The organism is Methylobacter sp. (genome assembly GCF_023227905.1).
Classification (GTDB): domain Bacteria; phylum Pseudomonadota; class Gammaproteobacteria; order Methylococcales; family Methylomonadaceae; genus Methylobacter_A.
The window spans coordinates 1-17,577 of the sequence record NZ_JALOCF010000073.1 but is presented as its reverse complement, the minus strand read 5'-3'; the positions used below and the strand labels follow the sequence as shown (position 1 = coordinate 17,577).

Genomic DNA, 17,577 nt, shown 5'->3' with positions numbered 1-17,577 from the left:
GAGGGTCGGCAGAAGGGGCTCCTGCCCCTCTGCCAACGTGCGGCCTCCCTGCCGCACCCCTCACGGGCCATTCTCGGCAAAAGCTCCGGTGCTCGGCGCGGCAAACGGGAGATGTACATCCTGTGGGTAACATCAGTTATTAAGCGGTTTTCCGAGGAGGAGATCATGGCAACTGTAGAAAGCAACCTGACGGATCAAGATCCAATCTATTGCGCTAATCCGGCCTGTAACTGCAAAGTAAAGCCGGACGATAAATACTGTAGCGTTAGCTGCGAGAAAAAATCGAACGGCGGCCCGTGCGTCTGCGGACATCTGGACTGCCAATTCGAGCAAGAAGAGGATTCGCTATGAACACCGTTAGCGATTTTCTGGTGCAGCGTTTATCCGACTGGGGGGTAAAACGTATCTTCGGTTATCCGGGGGACGGCATTAACGGCATTATGGGGGCGTTAAACCGTGGCTCCGACAAGCTTGAGTTTATTCAGGTACGTCATGAAGAGATCGCGGCTTTTATGGCTTGTGCGCATGCCAAGTTTACCGGCGAAGTCGGCGTTTGCGTGGCGACTTCCGGCCCCGGCGCGATCCATTTGCTGAACGGCTTGTATGACGCAAAACTCGACCATCAGCCGGTTGTCGCTATCGTCGGGCAACAAAAGCGGGCCGCACTGGGCGGCAATTTTCTACAAGAAGTCGATCTCGTCTCCTTATTTAAAGATGTGGCGCACGAATATGTGCATATGGCAACTACCCCGGCGCAAATGCGCCATTTGATCGACCGCGCGATGCGCATTGCCCAATCCGAACGCACCGTGTGCTGCATTATCGTACCTAACGATATTCAGGAAATGGAGGAGGAGACGCCGCCCCACGAGCATGGCACCCTGCATTCAGGGATAGGCTACCAGGCGCCTCGCACGGTGCCGCATAGCGAAGATTTACAGCGTGCGGCCGAGGTGCTTAACGCGGGCGATAAAGTCGCCATGCTGATCGGTGCCGGGGCGCTGCATGCCACGGCCGAGGTGCTGGAAGTCGCCGAGCTGCTCGGCGCCGGCATTGCCAAGGCTTTGCTCGGTAAAGCGGCGGTACCCGATGATATCCCGTTTGTGACTGGTTCTATCGGCTTGCTGGGCACCAAACCCAGCTATGAGATGATGATGAATTGCGATACCTTGCTGATGGTCGGATCGGGCTTTCCGTATTCCGAGTTCTTGCCGGAAGAAGGGCAGGCGCGCGGCGTGCAAATCGACATCAATGGCCGCATGCTCGGCATCCGCTATCCGATGGAAGTGAACCTGATCGGCGATAGCGCTCAAACTTTAAAGTCCCTGATTCCGTTGCTGGACAAAAAGGAAGACCGCAGCTGGCAGCATACCATTAAAAAACAAGTGGCCGAGTGGTGGAAAACTTTGGAGGAAAGAGCCATGGAAGCGGCTGAACCGGTCAATCCTCAACGCGTGTTTTGGGAGCTTTCTCCGCGCCTGCCCGACAATTGCATTATCAGCTGCGATTCCGGCTCGGCGGCCAACTGGTATGCGCGCGACCTGAAAATCCGCTCGGGCATGATGGCGTCGTTATCGGGCGGTCTGGCTACAATGGGACCGGCTGTGCCTTATGCGATTGCCGCCAAATTCGCCTATCCCGAACGGGTGGCCATCGCCCTGGTTGGCGATGGCGCGATGCAAATGAACGGCATCAATGAACTGATCACCATCGGCAAATATTGGCAGCGCTGGAGCGATCCGCGTTTGGTAGTCATGGTCCTGAACAACCGGGATTTGAATCAGGTAACCTGGGAGCAGCGCGCGATGGTAGGCGATCCGAAGTTTGAAGCCTCGCAAGATTTACCTAATTTTCCTTATGCGCGGTTTGCGGAAATGATCGGCTTGCAAGGCTTGTGCATCGATCGGCCGGAACAACTCGCCGAAGCCTGGGACCGCGCGCTCAGTGCTGACAGGCCGATGGTGCTGGAAGTCTACACCGACCCGAATGTGCCGCCGCTGCCGCCGCATATCACTTTCGATCAGGCGAGAGCTTATACCTCGGCGATATTGCAGGGCGATCCGGATTCGGCGGCTATTATCAAGGCATCTTTTAAACAGCTCTTTACCTAGCTGCACAGAGCGTAGGGTACGCATCGCGTACCATTTCCAATTATCACGCTCGATAAAGGTACGCGATGCGTACCCTACGTTGAGTTGTGGAAATAAAAAACCTGACTGTCAGAGTAGATTCAAGTTGGGAGATTTCTTCATGAACAACCGGAACTTGAAAGGAAACAGCAACGCAGGCAGGAAAGGGAAAGTCGTCATCACCGGCGCGGGAGTCGGCCGCGCAACAGCGCAACGATTCTAGCGGCACAGGCGGCAATGAGCGTAGGGTACGCATCGCGTACCATTTCCAATTATTACGCTCGATAAAGGTACGAGGCTGTGAAAGTATTATTCAAATTAGGTTAAAAACATTTTTCACCACGAAGACACGAAGGACACGAAGTTTTATTTCTTCGTGTCCTTCGTGTCTTCGTGGTGAATTCTTTAATGTTTTCTAAAACGAATATTTTCACAGCCTCGTGCGCGATGCGTACGTTGTATTGCAAAAACAAAAAACCTGACTGTCAGAATAGATTCAAGTTGGGAGATTTCTTCATGAACAACCGGAACTTGAAAGGAAACAGCAACGCAGGCAGGAAAGGGAAAGTCGTCCTCACCGGCGCCGGTGCGGGAGTCGGCCGCAAAGCCATTTTTTGGCGAGCCGTCACAAACGCCGCGAAATCTATGTTGGCTTGCCGACCTGCAAAGCAATAGTGACTAGCCAAGGGATATTCAGCCGCCAGCCCTTTCTGTTCGCCAAAATTAAAAGCAAACGGCCGGTTCTTATCGCTCCGGCATCAGTCCGTATTTGCCGTACACGCATACCCTGATGCCGTTAAACGCCTCTACCTTGAATGACTCGCAGCAAAATTACAATGATTGCGATAACCAGGAGAACGTGAATGAATCCGCCCAAGGTGTACGAGGACACTAAGCCCATTATCCATAGAATAATTAAAACGATCGCTAAGGTTTCAAGCATGAGTAATTCTCCATCAGAAAGAGGCCGTTAAATAGCGGCGATAAAATTAAAGACAAACATAGGCAACGGCCGAAGGACAACGCGGTACGTGTTCATAGGTCGGCAAGTTTGATGTTCATCTCTCGCGAGAAAATAATTGACGATGCTTTGTTGCTGCCGTGCAGTGTCGGTCTACCCTTGATGCAACGGCACAATTCAGCAGTGCGCGTTTAGTGGGCTTTCCTTAAATCACCAACTCCTTCTGTCTTGTTTACGTTCTTTAGGGCTTTTTCTTCTATCGGTGTGCCCTTTGCGATCCAATATTATCCCAGTGGCTTCCTTGGCTTTATTTTTGGCTTCTTCGACTCGATTTTTTACTTGATCTTTGTTCATGAGTGTCTCCTTATGGTTAATTAGGCGTGACTGGGTGGTATGACCAAAGCGTAAAACAATATTCTTTACCGTCCACTAAAAGGGTATATGCAAAGCTGAGCTTGGTCGGTGCGGTAACAAACATATGCACAAACAGATACAGATTAAGTCTAAATGTTCGGTTGATTCTCAAAGCATTCCCAATTTTAATTAGCAACAAAATACGGGGGAGTTTTTTCCGGAAGCCGGGAATCGGGTATCAGTTGTTGCCGGTGCGGCCTTAAAACGGCAACTTGTATCGGAGGTAGCGATTGAGAAAACCGGTCGGCTTTTGCAAGCGGAGCGCACCGCCTTGTTCAAGCGGCGCTTTGGGCTTGATCGTGCTATGGGGTGACGCCGGCAACCGCTAATTTGGTCGCCTGCCGTTCAACGGTTTGCTGCCGAATCAGCATTCGCCGCTTAGCAGCGCCCGCCGCTTTTTTCGCCAAGCGGCGGGACAGATTGCGTTTAAGAGCCGCAGTTTTGACGAGTACTTCAGCCATTTTCCAGGCGGCGGTTTCTTCTGCGATGGCTACTTGCTGTTTGGCCAGGTAGGCCAGATGGTCGACGAAGTCGTCGCTGGCATGTTCGCAGAAGGCGTGATCCGCCTTGTTCAGATATTCGCCGGCAATCTTCAATTCAAGCGCGGCCAGACGGGTAACCTTGGGGTTGGCTCTTGCACTGTCGTAACTGTTTTGTGCTTCTGCGAGAGGTGAGTTCTGCGGCATCGAACCGCAACCGGAACCAATCACGGCGGCGAGCAGGGCCATGGGAAAATAGAGATTATTTTGCATGATCAATTCCTATTGGGCGTTGCGTTCGATTTCTTGTTGCAGTGCGCGGTTATCTTCCTGCAACTTGTATGCGGTCTTTTGCGCCCTGGCTGAACGCGCCGACAATGCGGCGAGTTGCGCATCGACCTGTGCTTGTTCCGCCAATTGCCAGGCGAGTAAATAATCTTCGTCGGTCATGGCCCGTTCGGCGGCATTCATCTTCGCCATCGCAATCTGGAGCTGTTGCGGCGCAAATTCATTGCTTCCCGCATTGATGGCATCGCTAACTGCTGTCTTGGAAACGGCCATCTGTGCCGTAGGCGCCGGAATATTTGCGCAACCGCTTAGAATGATTGCAACGGCTACGCCAAGGCTGCGCACCATTGGATAGCGTCTGAGGTGGCAAAGTTTGTTCATGATTTTATCCTTTGAGTTAAATGTCGAGCGCAACTATCGCAATACATAGCTATTGTGGCGGCAACGATCTCCAACTTTCTTGCCGAAATCGGGATAAGTTATTAAGTTCCGGTTCCAGGAAACAGCAACGATAAAAATGCCTCCAGATACCGTCGCCCTTCAAAGGTTACGTGCACCGCTCATGCGTTTTAGCGGTAGCCGTGCTCTATATTTGGCTTTAGATTAGCCGTGTTTTTTGTGGTTGTTAATTAGCGTGTTTACGTAGATTGATGTTGCAGCATCGTTATCGGGGTAAGGATCTGTTTTACCGGAAGTCATTTTTTGTTATTTCATGCAGAAAAAGGTCTTGACTAAAATAGGGGGTGTTGTCAGTTCGGTAGCCCACACAAAGCGTTGCCGATGATTTGAAACAGCGAATGAAAATGCACGCCGTGACGATTGCTTAAATGATCCGCATTCAGCAATGCTGCGCCTTGCAGGGTTTTTTAATGCCTATTTTTTCTTTCTGACAGAGTTCTTGGGCAATCAAAAAATCATTCGAGATTTAAATAAAATTTAGCGGTGTTTCGCCCAATAGTAGCTTCAGTTGCTAGGTAATGGCACTTATTGATAGAAGATGAGTAACTATCTATCCTGACGGTTACTCATACAAAATCAACCGATTATTTAGGTTAATAGAGATGACCGATTTTAACTCGCAAATATGGTGTTGCTTATGACTGATCCGAATAGCCCTTGGCAAAACCACCTTCTCAACTCTCTGGCTGTATCGAAATATGAACACTTTTTCCCCCATTTAGAACTGATTGAAATGCCGCTGGGCGATGTTCTTTACGAGTCAGGGGACGAGGTACGGTATGCTTATTTTCCAACCACTTGCATTGTTTCACTGGTTTACGTGATGGAGAGCGGCGCGCCGGCCGAAATTGCCGTAGTCGGCGATGACGGGATGATTGGCGTTTCCCTGTTCATGGGCGGAGGCACCATGCCTAACCGGGCCGTCGTGCGTAGCGCGGGCCAGGCCTATCGTCTACGCGCGGCTCTGCTTATGCAGGAGTTCAACCGCTTTGGGGGCTATCGTAATGGAGCACTGCATGATTTGTTGCTGCGATATACTCAGACGCTGCTCACTCAAATAGCGCAGACGGCGGCCTGTAACAGGCATCACTTCGTGGACCAGCAACTCTGCCGCTGGCTGTTGCTAAGCCTCGACCGGCTCCATTCGAACGAGTTGATCACGACCCAGGAATTGATTGCTAATATGCTCGGCGTGCGCCGTGAGGGTATCACAGAGGCCGCCGGAAAATTGCAGCAAGCGCATTTGATTAATTGCCGCCGTGGCCGCATCACTGTCCTTGATCGAAAGGGACTGGAGGAGCGGGCCTGCGAGTGCTATCAAGTGATTAAAGCGGAAGCCGATCGCCTACTTCCTTCTACCCAACCTATTTCATCGGCAACACATTTTCCCGTACAAAAATGCGAACTTGTTAAAAGCCATTCATCAAACAGCTTTCGTGAATAGACGGGATAAGCCTGAAGTCGCATTCAAGGTGTGCCGGCAGTTCATTGGAATAGTATTGATTCAATAGTATTTACACACAACAACAATCAGTCACTTAGCGTTGCTTTTGAATGAACCGTAAAAGACAGGGTAGGTAACTGTAAGTTGTTGATAATGTAAAGTAATTGTTTTGTTGTGTTTTTGTACAATTTAACAAAACACCAATAAAAACCGCAGCTAAGAGATGAATAGAACAATCAATCCACAGAGTTATCCACAGGTTTTGTGAATAACTATTGGGCAGGAGCCTTATCAGCTAATAACAGCAATTGATCGATAATGGCTTTATAACTCTGCTAGTAAGGATGATAACTCATCAAAATTCAACGGCTTGAGCAAGTGATGATTAAATCCTGCCGAATGTCCCTGGTTTTCAGACTGCGCGTAGCCGGTTAAGGCGATCAAGGTCGCATCCTTGGTTTCCGGCAATGCGCGCAGTTGCTTGGCGGTCTCATAACCATCTATATCGGGAAGACCGATATCAAGAAGCACAACTTGCGGACGGAAAACCTGGGCCTTCTCTATGGCTTTCATGCCGCAATCGGCTGTTTCGACTTCATGCCCTTTTGCCTGCAACAGCATCATCAGGCTTTCGGCCGCATCGGCATAGTCATCCACAATCAGAATGCGAAATTTAGGCGTCGGTGATTCACATTTTTTTAGCGCGGATTTGGCGGTAGGCGATTCTCCCGGCGATATGGGCAGTCGTACCGTAAATGTACTGCCTTGGCCAATGCCTCCGCTCGTTGCGGTGACCTTGCCGCCGTGGGCTTCTACCAGTTGATGCACCAGCGTCAAGCCAATCCCCAGTCCACCCTGAGAATGAGCCAAAGTATGGTCAGCCTGAGAGAAGAGATCGAATACATGAGGCAGAATGTCAGGGGCGATGCCGATACCGGTGTCCTTGACCTCGATGACGGCATCGGAATCTTCTTGCATTATATTTAGCATGATTTTACCTCCTTCATGGGTGTACTTGGCGGCGTTGTTGAGTAAATTAGACAGCACTTGCGCCAGCCTGACGCGATCGCCTAGCAGCCACTGCGGCGGAGCAGATTGGGAAATAATCAGCTCCTGCCTACGCGACTCAATCAGCGGACGGCTGGTTTCTAGCGCATTATTGATAATGTCGTTAAGCTCGAAACGCTCGACCTCCAGCCTGATTTTGCCTTGCATGATGCGGGCGACATCCAGCAAGTCGTCAAGCAGATGCACCATATGCGTCACTTGCCGGTCAATGACCTGATAACTCCATGCCAGCTTAGGATCAATCACCTCCTGTATTTTCAGCAGTTGCACGGCATTACGAATGGGGGCCAGCGGATTGCGCAGTTCGTGGGCCAGCATCGCCAGAAATTCATCTTTACGGCGATCCGCCAAGCGCAGTGCTTCTGCGGCGCGCTTGCGATCGGTAATGTCGGTCGCGACAACGAGCACTTTGTCGCACTTATCGTCATCGATCAGCGGAATCTTGACTGTGTTATACCAATGTACAGAGCCATCGGCATGGGTGACTTTGACTTCCGGGATAACTTTGGAGTTGCCGGTGTTTATCACATCGAGGTCATTTCGATAGAAGTAAGCCACTTCATCGGTGTTGGGATTGAAGTTCTTCTCTGTCAGACCGACCAAACTTTCAGTGCTAGTGCCGTAGGATTGGGCCAAAGCCTCATTCCCTAAAAGAAATCGCCCCTCCCGGTCTCTGACAAAAATCACGCTGGGCACCGCATCGATGACTTGCCTGAGGAAGGCCCGTTCATGTTGCAATGCCTCCTGGCTGCTTTTGATGTCGGTAATGTCGTCAGTGGTTCCGAAAGCGTCGAGCAGTATTCCCTGCTCGTCAAATTCCAGCTCAGCCAACTCGCGCACCCATTTGACCTTCCGGTCTACGATAATCCGGTGTTCGATATTGTAGGGCTTGCCGGTCAGGGCGTCTTTCCACGTAGTTTTGACCAACTCCCGGTCGGCAGGGTGGACAAGTTCAAGAAAGGACTGATACGTTATCGGGGCGCCTTTAGGTAGGCCAAAAATTCGAAATTTTTCATCAGACCATTTCAAGAGATTATTGTGGACGTCCAGGCGCCAACTGCCGATATGGGCGACTTCCTGGGCGCGGTTCAGGTCCCGCTGGCTTTCTCGCAAAGCCTTCTCGGCCCGTTTGCGTTCGGTGATGTTGACACTCACTGTGCCCAAGCCGCTGATTTTGCCGTTTGCGTTCTTCAACGTGAACACGTTATAGATCATCCAAATCGCTTCCCCGGTTTTAAAATGGCGGAAGCGGATTTCGATCTCGCCACGGCCGTTTTGTAACGCCGCAGGAAAAAGCTCGTTCATGATGAATCCTTGATCTTCGGGGAAAAAGAATTCCTTGACGGGAGTTTTAAGGGCCTGTTCGAAACTATCAATGCCTACCAGGCGCAGTCCGGCATCGTTGATGAAAAAGGGCATGCCTTCCGTATCGCACATGCCGATGAACTCGGTGCTGCTTTTGGCGAGCAGGATATATAAATCCCGCTCCGCTTGCGTCCGATTGCGCTCGGCGATCTCCTGCTTAAGCTGATTCTCCCGTTCCAAGGCCGTATTTAAGGCCCGTTTTTCCTGATCGTGTAAGCGTGCAATGAACAAGCTAAATATGGCGCCTATGCCGGTCAAAAACACGAGGCGTAGCATTTCCGCGGTATGGGCAATGTAAAGCGAGCCGTAAGGCTCGACTAAAAAATAATCGCTTGCCGCTGTGCTTAACACTGTAGCGAAAAGCCCGGCTTTGTATCCCCCGCACCAGGAAGCAAAAGCAATCACGACTAAAAACAGCAATAGCGGTGACGAGCTCACGAAAATAAATTGGAGATATTTAAGAAGAAACAAGATAGCCGCAATCCCCAACATTGAGGCTATATAGGCATTGCTGAAAAAATGTTTAATGTGAACCTCTAATTTAGCTCTTTCCATGGACTAATGCGGGTTGCCAGACATTAGTCCAAAATTGATTAAAGGATTCCGGTCAAAGATTCGGCAAATATTGGGGCAGGTGCTGACGGATATCGGCGGCACTTAAGGTAGTGATTTCTTTGTCGAGTTCGAAACGAACCGTTTTTTTAATCTGTTCCGGCAGATTGCTGCGCAGCAAGCCGAGAAAAGTGGGGCCGGCAACGATTAGCAGTTGTTCAAACCGGTTTGCGTTGTGGGCATCTTCCAGATACTGGGCAATAGTATGCGCAAAAGCCTCGGCCTCGTATTTCTTGGGATCGGTAGGTTGCTCATAAGCGTGTCCGCCTCCGCCGACGCTTTTGATCTTTCCCGGCAGGTCGGAGGTTATTTCCCGGTCATGCAGACGGCTTTTCGAATGGGATAAATCTTCGATTTCCTCTAAAGGAGAAGAAGGGGTGTCAGCAGTAAAAATGCGGGCGCGAGTGGTATCAGCTACAAGTATCCAGGTTAGTTTCATGATTCTTCCCTCTGTGGCGATTTTGTTTAAACGCTGCTTGCAAAAAACATGGTGTTTCATACTGCTGCGAGTTTTTAGAATAGAGGGGTTACAGTTCTGAATCAATAAGTAGTAATACTAGGACTACAAGGTGTGCAGGGAGTGTTTTAATAGTTGGCCTCTAGTAACTCAGTCAAATTTATCATGTCGAGTGAGAAGGCTATGGTGGGAGCGGCTTTAGCCGCGACAATCGCGGCTACCAAAAGTAGGCGCTTTAGGCGAAGCCGCTCCCACCGTTAAATTATCAGCAGGCAAAAACAAGATTGACTGATTACTAGGTCAGACTAAATTGTTCAGACAGGGTAAAATAGGCCGCTCACACATCATCAAGTAGCGAATCAACTTTCTAATCCGATGCAGCCGGCATTTGTCCATTTAAGACTCCACACCGAATTTTCCCTGGTAGACGGGATCGTCAAAATCAAGCCTCTGGTCAAGCGCTTGGCCGAGTTAAACATGCCGGCCATTGCGATTACCGAGCACGCCAACTTGTTCTCCTTGGTCAAGTTCTATAAAGCGTCGCTAGGGCAGGGCATCAAGGCAATAGCCGGCGCCGATGTGTTGATCTTTAATCCCGACGATCCCGCAACGCCGTACCGCTTGACCTTGCTGGTCAATAATCACGCCGGTTACATCGCGTTGACCGAGTTGATCTCAAAAGCCTATCAGGAAGGCCAGCATCAAGGCGTGCCGATGCTCCGGCAGGAGTGGATAGTGGCTAACCATAACGGCCTGATTGCGTTGTCCGGGGCGATGAGCGGGGAGATAGGCAAGGCGCTGCTGGCCGAAAACCATGATGCGGCCAAACGGTTGGCCGAGTTTTGGGGCGGACTGTTCGAGCAAAGCTTTTACCTGGAATTGCAGCGGGTCGGCAAGCCGGATGAGGAGCGTTATATCGCCGCCGCCGTCGAGCTGGCTTTGGCGACCGGCTTGCCGGTGGTAGCGACCAACGATGTGCGTTTTGTCCATCAACGGGACTTTGCCGCGCATGAAGTGCGGGTCTGCATTAATCAGGGACGGGTGTTGGACGATACCCGCCGTCCCAAGGATTACACCGACCAGCAATATTTACGCAGCGTCGAGGAGATGCAAGCGCTGTTTGCCGATATACCCGAGGCGCTGGAAAACACCGTAGAAATTGCCAAACGCTGCAATTTGAAACTGACACTGGGCAAAAATTTCTTGCCGGATTTTCCGGTGCCCGAAGGCATGAATCTGGGCGAGTTTATGGCCGAGGAGTCGATGAAAGGCCTGGAAGAGCGTTTGCAGCATCATCCGGCGGTGGGCAAGGGGACGGACGAGGAAAACCGGCGCGTTTATTACGAACGCCTGGATTTTGAGCTGAAAATGATTACCCAGATGGGTTTCCCCGGCTATTTCATGATTGTTGCCGACTTTATCCAGTGGGCGAAAAACAATTTAATTCCGGTAGGTCCTGGGCGGGGTTCGGGTGCGGGTTCGTTGGTGGCTTATGCGCTTAAAATTACCGATCTTGACCCTATCGAATTCGACCTGCTGTTTGAGCGGTTTTTGAATCCCGAGCGGGTTTCGATGCCCGACTTCGACGTGGACTTTTGCATGGATCGCCGGGATGAGGTGATCGATTACGTCGCCCGCAATTACGGCCGGGATCATGTCGCGCAGATCATCACCTACGGTTCGATGGCGGCCAAAGCGGTTATCCGCGATGTCGGCCGGGTGCTGGGTTTCGGGTACGGTTTCGTCGATCGGCTGGCCAAGCTGATCCCGTTTGAAATCGGCATGACGCTGACTAAAGCGCTAAGCGACAGCCCCGAGCTGAAGCAGCTTTATGACACCGAGGAGGAAGTCAAGGCGCTGATCGATATGGCGCTGTCGCTGGAAGGTACGTCCAGAAACGCCGGTAAACATGCCGGGGGCGTGGTGATTTCGCCGACCAAGCTGACCGATTTTACGCCGCTGTATTGCGATCAGGACGGCAATAACCTGGTCACCCAGTTCGACAAGGATGACGTGGAAGCGGTCGGTCTGGTCAAGTTCGACTTTTTGGGACTGCGTACGTTGACCATTATCGACTGGGCCTTGCAGGACATTAACGCCAAGCAACAAAAACTGGGCAAACCGCCTGTCGATATAACGACCATTCCCAGGGATGATCCGGCTTCCTACAAACTGCTAACCGCCGCCCAGACCACGGCCGTGTTCCAGCTGGAATCGCGCGGTATGAAAGAGCTGATCAAAAAGCTCAAGCCCGACTGTTTCGACGACATTATCGCGCTGGTGGCGCTGTTCCGTCCGGGGCCTTTGGAATCGGGCATGGTGGACGACTACATCAACGTCAAGCACGGGGCCCAAGCCTCGTACGCGCATCCGTTGCTGGAACCGATTTTAAAACCGACCAACGGCGTTATTTTGTACCAGGAGCAGGTGATGCAAATCGCCCGTGAAATGGCGCTGTACACCTTGGGCGGCGCGGATATGCTGCGCCGGGCGATGGGCAAGAAAAAGCCGGAGGAAATGGCCAAGGAGCGGGATAAATTCATGTCCGGCTCGGTGCAAAATCAGGTCGAGGCAGAAACCGCCACTTACGTGTTCGACTTGATGGAGAAATTCGCCGGTTACGGTTTCAATAAATCGCATTCCGCCGCTTATGCGCTGGTCGCCTATCAAACTGCCTGGCTGAAAGCCCATTATCAGCCCGAGTTCATGGCTGCGGTGATGTCCGCCGATATGGATAACACCGATAAGGTGGTGATCTTGATCGAAGAATGTCGGCAGATGAAGCTGGACATTCTTCCGCCGACCATCAATGTTTCCAAATACAAGTTCACGGTTAATGACGAAGGCCAGATCGTCTATGGCTTGGGTGCGCTAAAAGGAGTAGGCGAGGCGGCCATTGAAGAAATGCTGGTCGAGCGGGAAGCGAACGGGCCGTTTTCCGGTCTGTACGATTTATGCAAGCGGGTGGATTTGCGCAAATTCAACCGGCGAGTGCTGGAAGCCTTGATACGCGCCGGAGCTTTCGATGAGTTCGACGATAACCGGGCCGGTCATTTGGCAGAATTGCCGACTGCATTAAAAGTCGCCGAACAGCACGGCAAGAATGCGCAAACCGGCCAGAACGATTTGTTCGGCCTGGCTGTTAATGTCGAAAATATCGACGATGCCCATGCTTATGCCACTGTGGTTGAGCCTTGGTCGGAAAATGAACGGCTGGCTGCTGAAAAGCTGGTTCTGGGTTTGTTTTTAACCGGGCATCCGATAAACCAATACGAGGCCGAGTTAAGGCAGTTTACCAACGGAACCATAGAATCGCTGCTGTCCAATGTGGAGCGATCCAAAAGCAGGAAAATGGAAGCCCGAACAGCCGGTTTAGTCGTTGAGGTGCGCACCCGCCAGACCAAGAGCGGTAAGACCATGGGCTTTGCAACGATTGATGACCGAACCGGCAGGCTTGAAATTGCGGCTTTTGGTGAGGTTTATGAAAAATATCGGGGTATTTTCTCTCGCGACAGTCTGTTGATTGCCGAAGGGGCAGTGGGTGTTGACGATTACTTGGGAACGTTACGCTTAACGGTCGAAAAGCTCTATAACATGGAGCAGGCTAGGGAAGTTTTTGCCAGGAGCATCCGGCTGGTGTGGAGTGCGGCAGACGATGAGCCTGAATACCTTGGTTTTGTGACGAAGTTGATTGCGGTTCTGGAGCCTTTTAAGGGCGGCGGCTGTCCGGTGGGTATCGGTTATACATCAAAGGTTGCGAAAGCCGATCTACAACTGGGTGATGAGTGGCGCGTCCATCCCACCGATGAATTGGTGGCGCGGTTGAGAATGTTATTGGGAAAGGATGCTGTAGAGGTTAAGTATAGGTAGAAGCATTTAAAAGTAATTCGCCGCGAAGACACGAAGTTTTAGCTTCCTCGTGTCTTCGCGGCGAAAGATTTTAAGCTGATGCGATCAGTTATTCCGTTTCTTGTCTTACCGCTTCAACTGGTTTTGGTGCCGCTTCAACTGGCTTTGGCGCTGGTTCAGCGGGAGTAGCCGGTTTTCTAGCTTCCGAATCCTGATGGCTTACAGGGTTGGCCTGGCTGGAATTATCAGCCTGAGGCTCCGGGCGCTCTGTTCTTTCCGCAAAGTCATTGTCATAAGAACGGGGGGCTGGGCGCGATTCATCATTGCTTACGCCAGTTGCTTCATGCGAATTATTTGAATCGCCTTCCGTTTCAGGTTTTTTGTAGTTCGGGTTGCGCGGTCTTCTACGATTCGGCCCTCTTCTGGCATTGTTTCTTTTGGGGTGTTCGCGTTCTCCGGCAACCGCAGTAGTAATTGCTTCCGGCGCAGTTGAAATAACCTCAACAGCTTCGACCGCTTCACTCTTAACTTCTTCGGTTTTCGTTGCGGGTATATTGCCCGGTTCTAGGTTGCGCTTTACGTTTCTGCCTTGGCCGCGTGGAGGGCGGTTTTGACGAGGCGACTCTGCATTTTGTTCCGGTTTTGGTTTTGGTGCTTGTCCTTGTCCTTGTTCCAGTGTTTGAACTTGCTCTTTATGACCGTTTTGGCCGCGTCCACGGCCACGGCCGCGGCCGCGGCCGCGTCCTCTTTCCTGGTTTTGTCCCTGACCTTGTCTGTTGTCTCTGCTTTTGGCCTGTTGGCCCTCGTCAGTCGGCCTGGTTCTTTCAGTGGTCTGCACTGCCGTTGCATTTGGCGTTGCGCTGGAACCTACCAGTTTATGCCAGAAGCGTTGAATCAGGCTGGCTGATTCGCTTTTGTTTTGTACCGGCGCAGGAGAGTCATGCAGGAATTCCTTGACTGCCGCTTTTGTTGCGCTCGGTTTTACCTGCTGGGCAAATTCAGGAATAGTGATGTCTTCCGCTTTGATCTGTAAGTAGCTGGCTTTGCCGTTCTCGCCAGCCTCTTTTTCCTTGATGCGTTCAATGTCGTAGGCTGGTGTTTCTAAATGCTTGCTGGGCAGGATCACGATGCCGACTTTCAGCCTGTTTTCAATCTGCTCAATGGCGCTGCGTTTTTCGTTTAACAGAAAGGTCGCGCACTCGATGGGCAAGTGGGCAATCACTTTTTCCGTGCCTTTTTTCATCGCTTCTTCTTCGAGAATGCGCAGTACGGAAAGTGCGACCGATTCTACATTGCGAATCGTGCCTTGGCCTTTGCAGCGCGGGCAGGGCAGTTGAGTCGAGTCGCCCAACGAAGGACGCATTCTTTGCCTGGACATTTCCAGCAGGCCGAAACGCGAAATGCGGCTGGTCTGAATGCGGGCGCGGTCGATTTTAAGCGCGTCGCGCAGATGATTTTCAACGGCTTTCTGGTTCTTGTTAGACATCATGTCAATGAAGTCGATAACAAACAGGCCGCCCAAATCGCGCAGCCTTAGTTGGCGGGCAATTTCATCGGCCGCTTCCAGGTTGGTATTCAGCGCGGTTTCTTCAATGTCGCTGCCTTTGGTGGCGCGTGCGGAGTTGATGTCGATCGAGGTCAACGCTTCGGTGTGGTCGATGACGATCGAGCCGCCTGACGGCAGTGAAACTTCACGACCGTAAGCCACTTCAATTTGGGATTCAATCTGGTAACGGTTAAACAGGGGAACGGCATCCTGATACAGTTTTGCCTTGGGCAAAAAGTGCGGCATGACTTGCTTCAAGAAATTTTGCACCAGTTTGAAGGCGTCTTCGCTGTCGATCAGAATCTCGTCAATATTGCCGCGCAAATGGTCGCGCAAAGCCCTGATGATAACGTTACTTTCCTGAAAGACCAGGAACGGCGCCGCGTGCTCTTCGGCAGAGCGTTCTATGGCTTCCCAGAGTTGCAGCAAATAATTCAAGTCCCATTGCAATTCTTCAACGTTTTTGCCGCATCCGGCCGTTCTAACAATGAGTCCCATGCTTTCAGGAATCTCAAGCGCCGCCATCACTTCGCGCAGGTCGCTACGGGTGTCGCCTTCTATGCGCCGCGAAATACCGCCGGCTTTAGGGTTGTTGGGCATCAACACCAGATAGGTGCCGGCCAAACTGATATAGGTGGTTAAAGCTGCGCCTTTATTGCCGCGTTCTTCTTTTTCAATCTGAACAACGATTTCCTGGCCTTCTTTAATCAGGTCTTTGATGGCAGGGCGACGGCCATCGTTTTCGACGCCATCTTGTAGTTGACGGTAGAGCGGAGAGATTTCTTTGAAAGGTAAAAAGCCGTGTTTTTCAGCGCCGTAGTTTACAAAGGCGGCTTCTAAGCTGGGTTCTACATGGGTTACTATCCCTTTGTAAATGTTTGACTTTTTTTGTTCTTTCGAAGGTACTTCTATGTCAAAATCATATAGTTTTTGACCGTCTACCAAAGCGACTCGCAGTTCTTCAGGCTGCGTAGCGTTGATAAGCATTCTTTTCATTCAATATTCCTTGTTGTGTCCTGCTCCATGGCCAGATTTTACTGAACAGACTGGTTTGGGTCATCGTGTTTGTGTAGGGCTACTAAAGCACTTCTACATATCTTAGTTTTTACGGTTTTGTGTTCCGTTTCTGCGTGTTGTTATTGGTATCCCGCTCTTTACTTAGGCGAAGATCAGGGATAGCTGCACGGGCAGAGTCTAAGCAAATAAATATTCTTTTTCAGTCTTGGTTGTAAATTCCGTCTTAAACAGGAGTTATAAATCGTTCGTCTAGGGTCGAACGATGAACCCGAAAATCTTACAATGATGAGTCAGCCTGGTGATCCAGCGCCGTTTTAATCATCATCGAGTAGTGCTCAAGGCAGTCTCGTTAGCGAAAACAGCAGAGCAAAAGCATGTTTTTTTATATTAAAAACTTACTTAATATAGCAACCTTATTACTATACATCAATTTAAAGAATCAATCATAAGCAGATGCTGGTATTATTTACACTATGAATAGTGAAGAAAAAACCGTAACCCCCAAAGTTCAACTGATAGAAATTACCGAAGAGAATTGCGATCAACGATTGGACAACTTTTTAATTGCCCGCTTAAAGGGCGTGCCTAAAAGCCGAATTTACCGGATCGTCCGTAAAGGCGAGGTAAGGGTCAATAAAGGCCGCGTCGATGTCAAATACCGTCTGGCTACAGGCGATATCGTCAGAATTCCTCCGGTCAGAGTGGCCGAACGCAGCGAAGAATCGTATGTGCCTCAGGGTTTGCAAGCGGCATTGCAGCAGGGGATTTTATTTGAAGACGAGGGCTTTTTGATCGTCAATAAACCGGCCGGTTATGCCGTGCATGGCGGCAGTGGCGTCAGTTCCGGCATTATTGAAGGGTTGCGCTTGCTAAGACCCGAGGCGCGCTTTTTAGAGTTGGTGCATCGACTCGACAAAGATACCTCCGGCTGCCTGATGATTGCTAAAAAACGTAGCACTTTGAAACTCTTGCATGAGCTGTTTCGCGACGATGACATCCACAAGACTTATCTGGCCTTGCTGGCCGGGCAATGGGCCAGGAAAAAATTGATAGTCAACGCGCCCTTGCTAAAAAATGTCAGCAAAGGCGGTGAGCGTATGGTTGTGATCAGCCAATCCGGCAAAGAGGCGGAGACGCTGTTTCGGCGCTTGAAGTTATTTAACGATTCGACGTTGGTTGAGGCTTCGCCCAAGACCGGACGCACCCATCAAATCCGCGTTCACGCCGCCAGTCTTGGGCATCCGATCGTCGGCGACGAGCGTTATGGACTGGATGAAATCAACCGCAAATTTAAAACCCGAGGCTATAAGCGAATGTTCCTGCATGCGGAAAAGTTGAAGTTTCAGCACCCGGTTACCGGCGTGCAGCTAACCATTCTGGCGCCATTGCCGCAACAATTGGAAGATTTGTTAAAACATGAAGAACAGGTTTGATTTAATCATATTCGATTGGGACGGCACCCTGATCGACTCGATAGACTGGATCGCAC

General features: G+C 50.8%; 12 protein-coding genes and 1 pseudogene. 6 read left to right on the top strand and 7 right to left on the bottom strand.

What is annotated here, in order from left to right:
* Positions 1 to 165: 165 nt before the first annotated feature.
* Complete coding sequence (locus tag M0R47_RS19755; RefSeq protein WP_292558059.1) at positions 166 to 351, top strand: hypothetical protein; 186 nt, start codon at positions 166 to 168, stop codon at positions 349 to 351.
* Positions 348 to 2,111 carry a thiamine pyrophosphate-requiring protein gene (locus tag M0R47_RS19750; RefSeq protein ID WP_292558057.1) on the top strand — a complete coding sequence of 588 codons (1,764 nt, stop codon included), beginning with the start codon at positions 348 to 350 and terminating at the stop codon, positions 2,109 to 2,111. The genes M0R47_RS19755 and M0R47_RS19750 overlap by 4 nt, the downstream gene beginning before the upstream one ends.
* An 814-nt stretch (positions 2,112 to 2,925) precedes the next feature.
* Here the strand turns inward: M0R47_RS19750 and M0R47_RS19745 are convergent.
* The 4 genes from M0R47_RS19745 to M0R47_RS19730 form a co-directional block, all read right to left on the bottom strand.
* Complete coding sequence (locus M0R47_RS19745; RefSeq protein ID WP_292558055.1) at positions 2,926 to 3,072, bottom strand: lmo0937 family membrane protein; 147 nt, start codon at positions 3,070 to 3,072, stop codon at positions 2,926 to 2,928.
* A gap of 228 nt (positions 3,073 to 3,300) precedes the next feature.
* On the bottom strand, positions 3,301 to 3,444 hold the full coding sequence (locus M0R47_RS19740; protein ID WP_292558053.1) for a hypothetical protein: 144 nt from the start codon (positions 3,442 to 3,444) through the stop codon (positions 3,301 to 3,303).
* Positions 3,445 to 3,806: 362 nt separating this feature from the next.
* Positions 3,807 to 4,256, bottom strand: coding sequence for a DUF4398 domain-containing protein (locus M0R47_RS19735; RefSeq protein ID WP_292558051.1), 450 nt, complete (start codon positions 4,254 to 4,256; stop codon positions 3,807 to 3,809).
* 9 nt (positions 4,257 to 4,265) lie between these two features.
* On the bottom strand, positions 4,266 to 4,652 hold the full coding sequence (locus tag M0R47_RS19730) for a DUF4398 domain-containing protein (RefSeq protein ID WP_292558049.1): 387 nt from the start codon (positions 4,650 to 4,652) through the stop codon (positions 4,266 to 4,268).
* A 715-nt stretch (positions 4,653 to 5,367) separates the two neighbouring features.
* On the opposite strand from M0R47_RS19730, the gene M0R47_RS19725 reads away from it, so the two are divergent.
* Positions 5,368 to 6,174 (top strand): Crp/Fnr family transcriptional regulator, encoded by an 807-nt coding sequence (locus tag M0R47_RS19725; protein WP_292558047.1) that lies wholly within the window; start codon positions 5,368 to 5,370, stop codon positions 6,172 to 6,174.
* Between the two features lie 324 nt (positions 6,175 to 6,498).
* Here M0R47_RS19725 and M0R47_RS19720 read toward each other — a convergent pair whose 3' ends face one another.
* A complete protein-coding gene (locus M0R47_RS19720; RefSeq protein WP_292558045.1) occupies positions 6,499 to 9,162 on the bottom strand; it encodes a PAS domain S-box protein in 2,664 nt (887 codons plus the stop codon).
* Positions 9,163 to 9,214: 52 nt separating this feature from the next.
* On the bottom strand, positions 9,215 to 9,658 hold the full coding sequence (locus tag M0R47_RS19715; protein ID WP_292558043.1) for a host attachment protein: 444 nt from the start codon (positions 9,656 to 9,658) through the stop codon (positions 9,215 to 9,217).
* A 393-nt stretch (positions 9,659 to 10,051) separates the two neighbouring features.
* Here M0R47_RS19715 and dnaE point away from each other — a divergent pair, with 393 nt between their 5' ends.
* The gene (gene dnaE, locus M0R47_RS19710; RefSeq protein WP_292558041.1) at positions 10,052 to 13,546 is read left to right on the top strand and encodes a DNA polymerase III subunit alpha; all 3,495 of its coding nucleotides are present in this window, start codon (positions 10,052 to 10,054) and stop codon (positions 13,544 to 13,546) included.
* 88 nt (positions 13,547 to 13,634) lie between these two features.
* Here dnaE and M0R47_RS19705 read toward each other — a convergent pair whose 3' ends face one another.
* Positions 13,635 to 16,067 carry an Rne/Rng family ribonuclease gene (locus M0R47_RS19705; RefSeq protein ID WP_292558039.1) on the bottom strand — a complete coding sequence of 811 codons (2,433 nt, stop codon included), beginning with the start codon at positions 16,065 to 16,067 and terminating at the stop codon, positions 13,635 to 13,637.
* A 494-nt stretch (positions 16,068 to 16,561) separates the two neighbouring features.
* Here M0R47_RS19705 and rluC point away from each other — a divergent pair, with 494 nt between their 5' ends.
* Both rluC and M0R47_RS19695 read left to right on the top strand, forming a co-directional pair.
* On the top strand, positions 16,562 to 17,521 hold the full coding sequence (gene rluC / locus M0R47_RS19700) for a 23S rRNA pseudouridine(955/2504/2580) synthase RluC (protein WP_292558037.1): 960 nt from the start codon (positions 16,562 to 16,564) through the stop codon (positions 17,519 to 17,521).
* A pseudogene (locus M0R47_RS19695) lies at positions 17,505 to 17,577 on the top strand (hydrolase); the annotation flags it as partial. The gene rluC and the pseudogene M0R47_RS19695, both read left to right, overlap by 17 nt.

Excerpts from the sequence above, each read along its gene's own strand:
- M0R47_RS19735 (WP_292558051.1), bottom strand. The coding sequence starts at position 4,256 with ATGCAAAATAATCTCTATTTTCCCATGGCCCTGCTCGCCGCCGTGATT.
- M0R47_RS19725 (WP_292558047.1), top strand. The coding sequence starts at position 5,368 with ATGACTGATCCGAATAGCCCTTGGCAAAACCACCTTCTCAACTCTCTG.
- M0R47_RS19750 (WP_292558057.1), top strand. The coding sequence starts at position 348 with ATGAACACCGTTAGCGATTTTCTGGTGCAGCGTTTATCCGACTGGGGG.
- M0R47_RS19715 (WP_292558043.1), bottom strand. The coding sequence starts at position 9,658 with ATGAAACTAACCTGGATACTTGTAGCTGATACCACTCGCGCCCGCATT.
- M0R47_RS19705 (WP_292558039.1), bottom strand. The coding sequence starts at position 16,067 with ATGAAAAGAATGCTTATCAACGCTACGCAGCCTGAAGAACTGCGAGTC.
- dnaE (WP_292558041.1), top strand. The coding sequence starts at position 10,052 with ATGCAGCCGGCATTTGTCCATTTAAGACTCCACACCGAATTTTCCCTG.
- M0R47_RS19730 (WP_292558049.1), bottom strand. The coding sequence starts at position 4,652 with ATGAACAAACTTTGCCACCTCAGACGCTATCCAATGGTGCGCAGCCTT.
- rluC (WP_292558037.1), top strand. The coding sequence starts at position 16,562 with ATGAATAGTGAAGAAAAAACCGTAACCCCCAAAGTTCAACTGATAGAA.
- M0R47_RS19720 (WP_292558045.1), bottom strand. The coding sequence starts at position 9,162 with ATGGAAAGAGCTAAATTAGAGGTTCACATTAAACATTTTTTCAGCAAT.
- M0R47_RS19755 (WP_292558059.1), top strand. The coding sequence starts at position 166 with ATGGCAACTGTAGAAAGCAACCTGACGGATCAAGATCCAATCTATTGC.
- M0R47_RS19740 (WP_292558053.1), bottom strand. The coding sequence starts at position 3,444 with ATGAACAAAGATCAAGTAAAAAATCGAGTCGAAGAAGCCAAAAATAAA.
- M0R47_RS19745 (WP_292558055.1), bottom strand. The coding sequence starts at position 3,072 with ATGCTTGAAACCTTAGCGATCGTTTTAATTATTCTATGGATAATGGGC.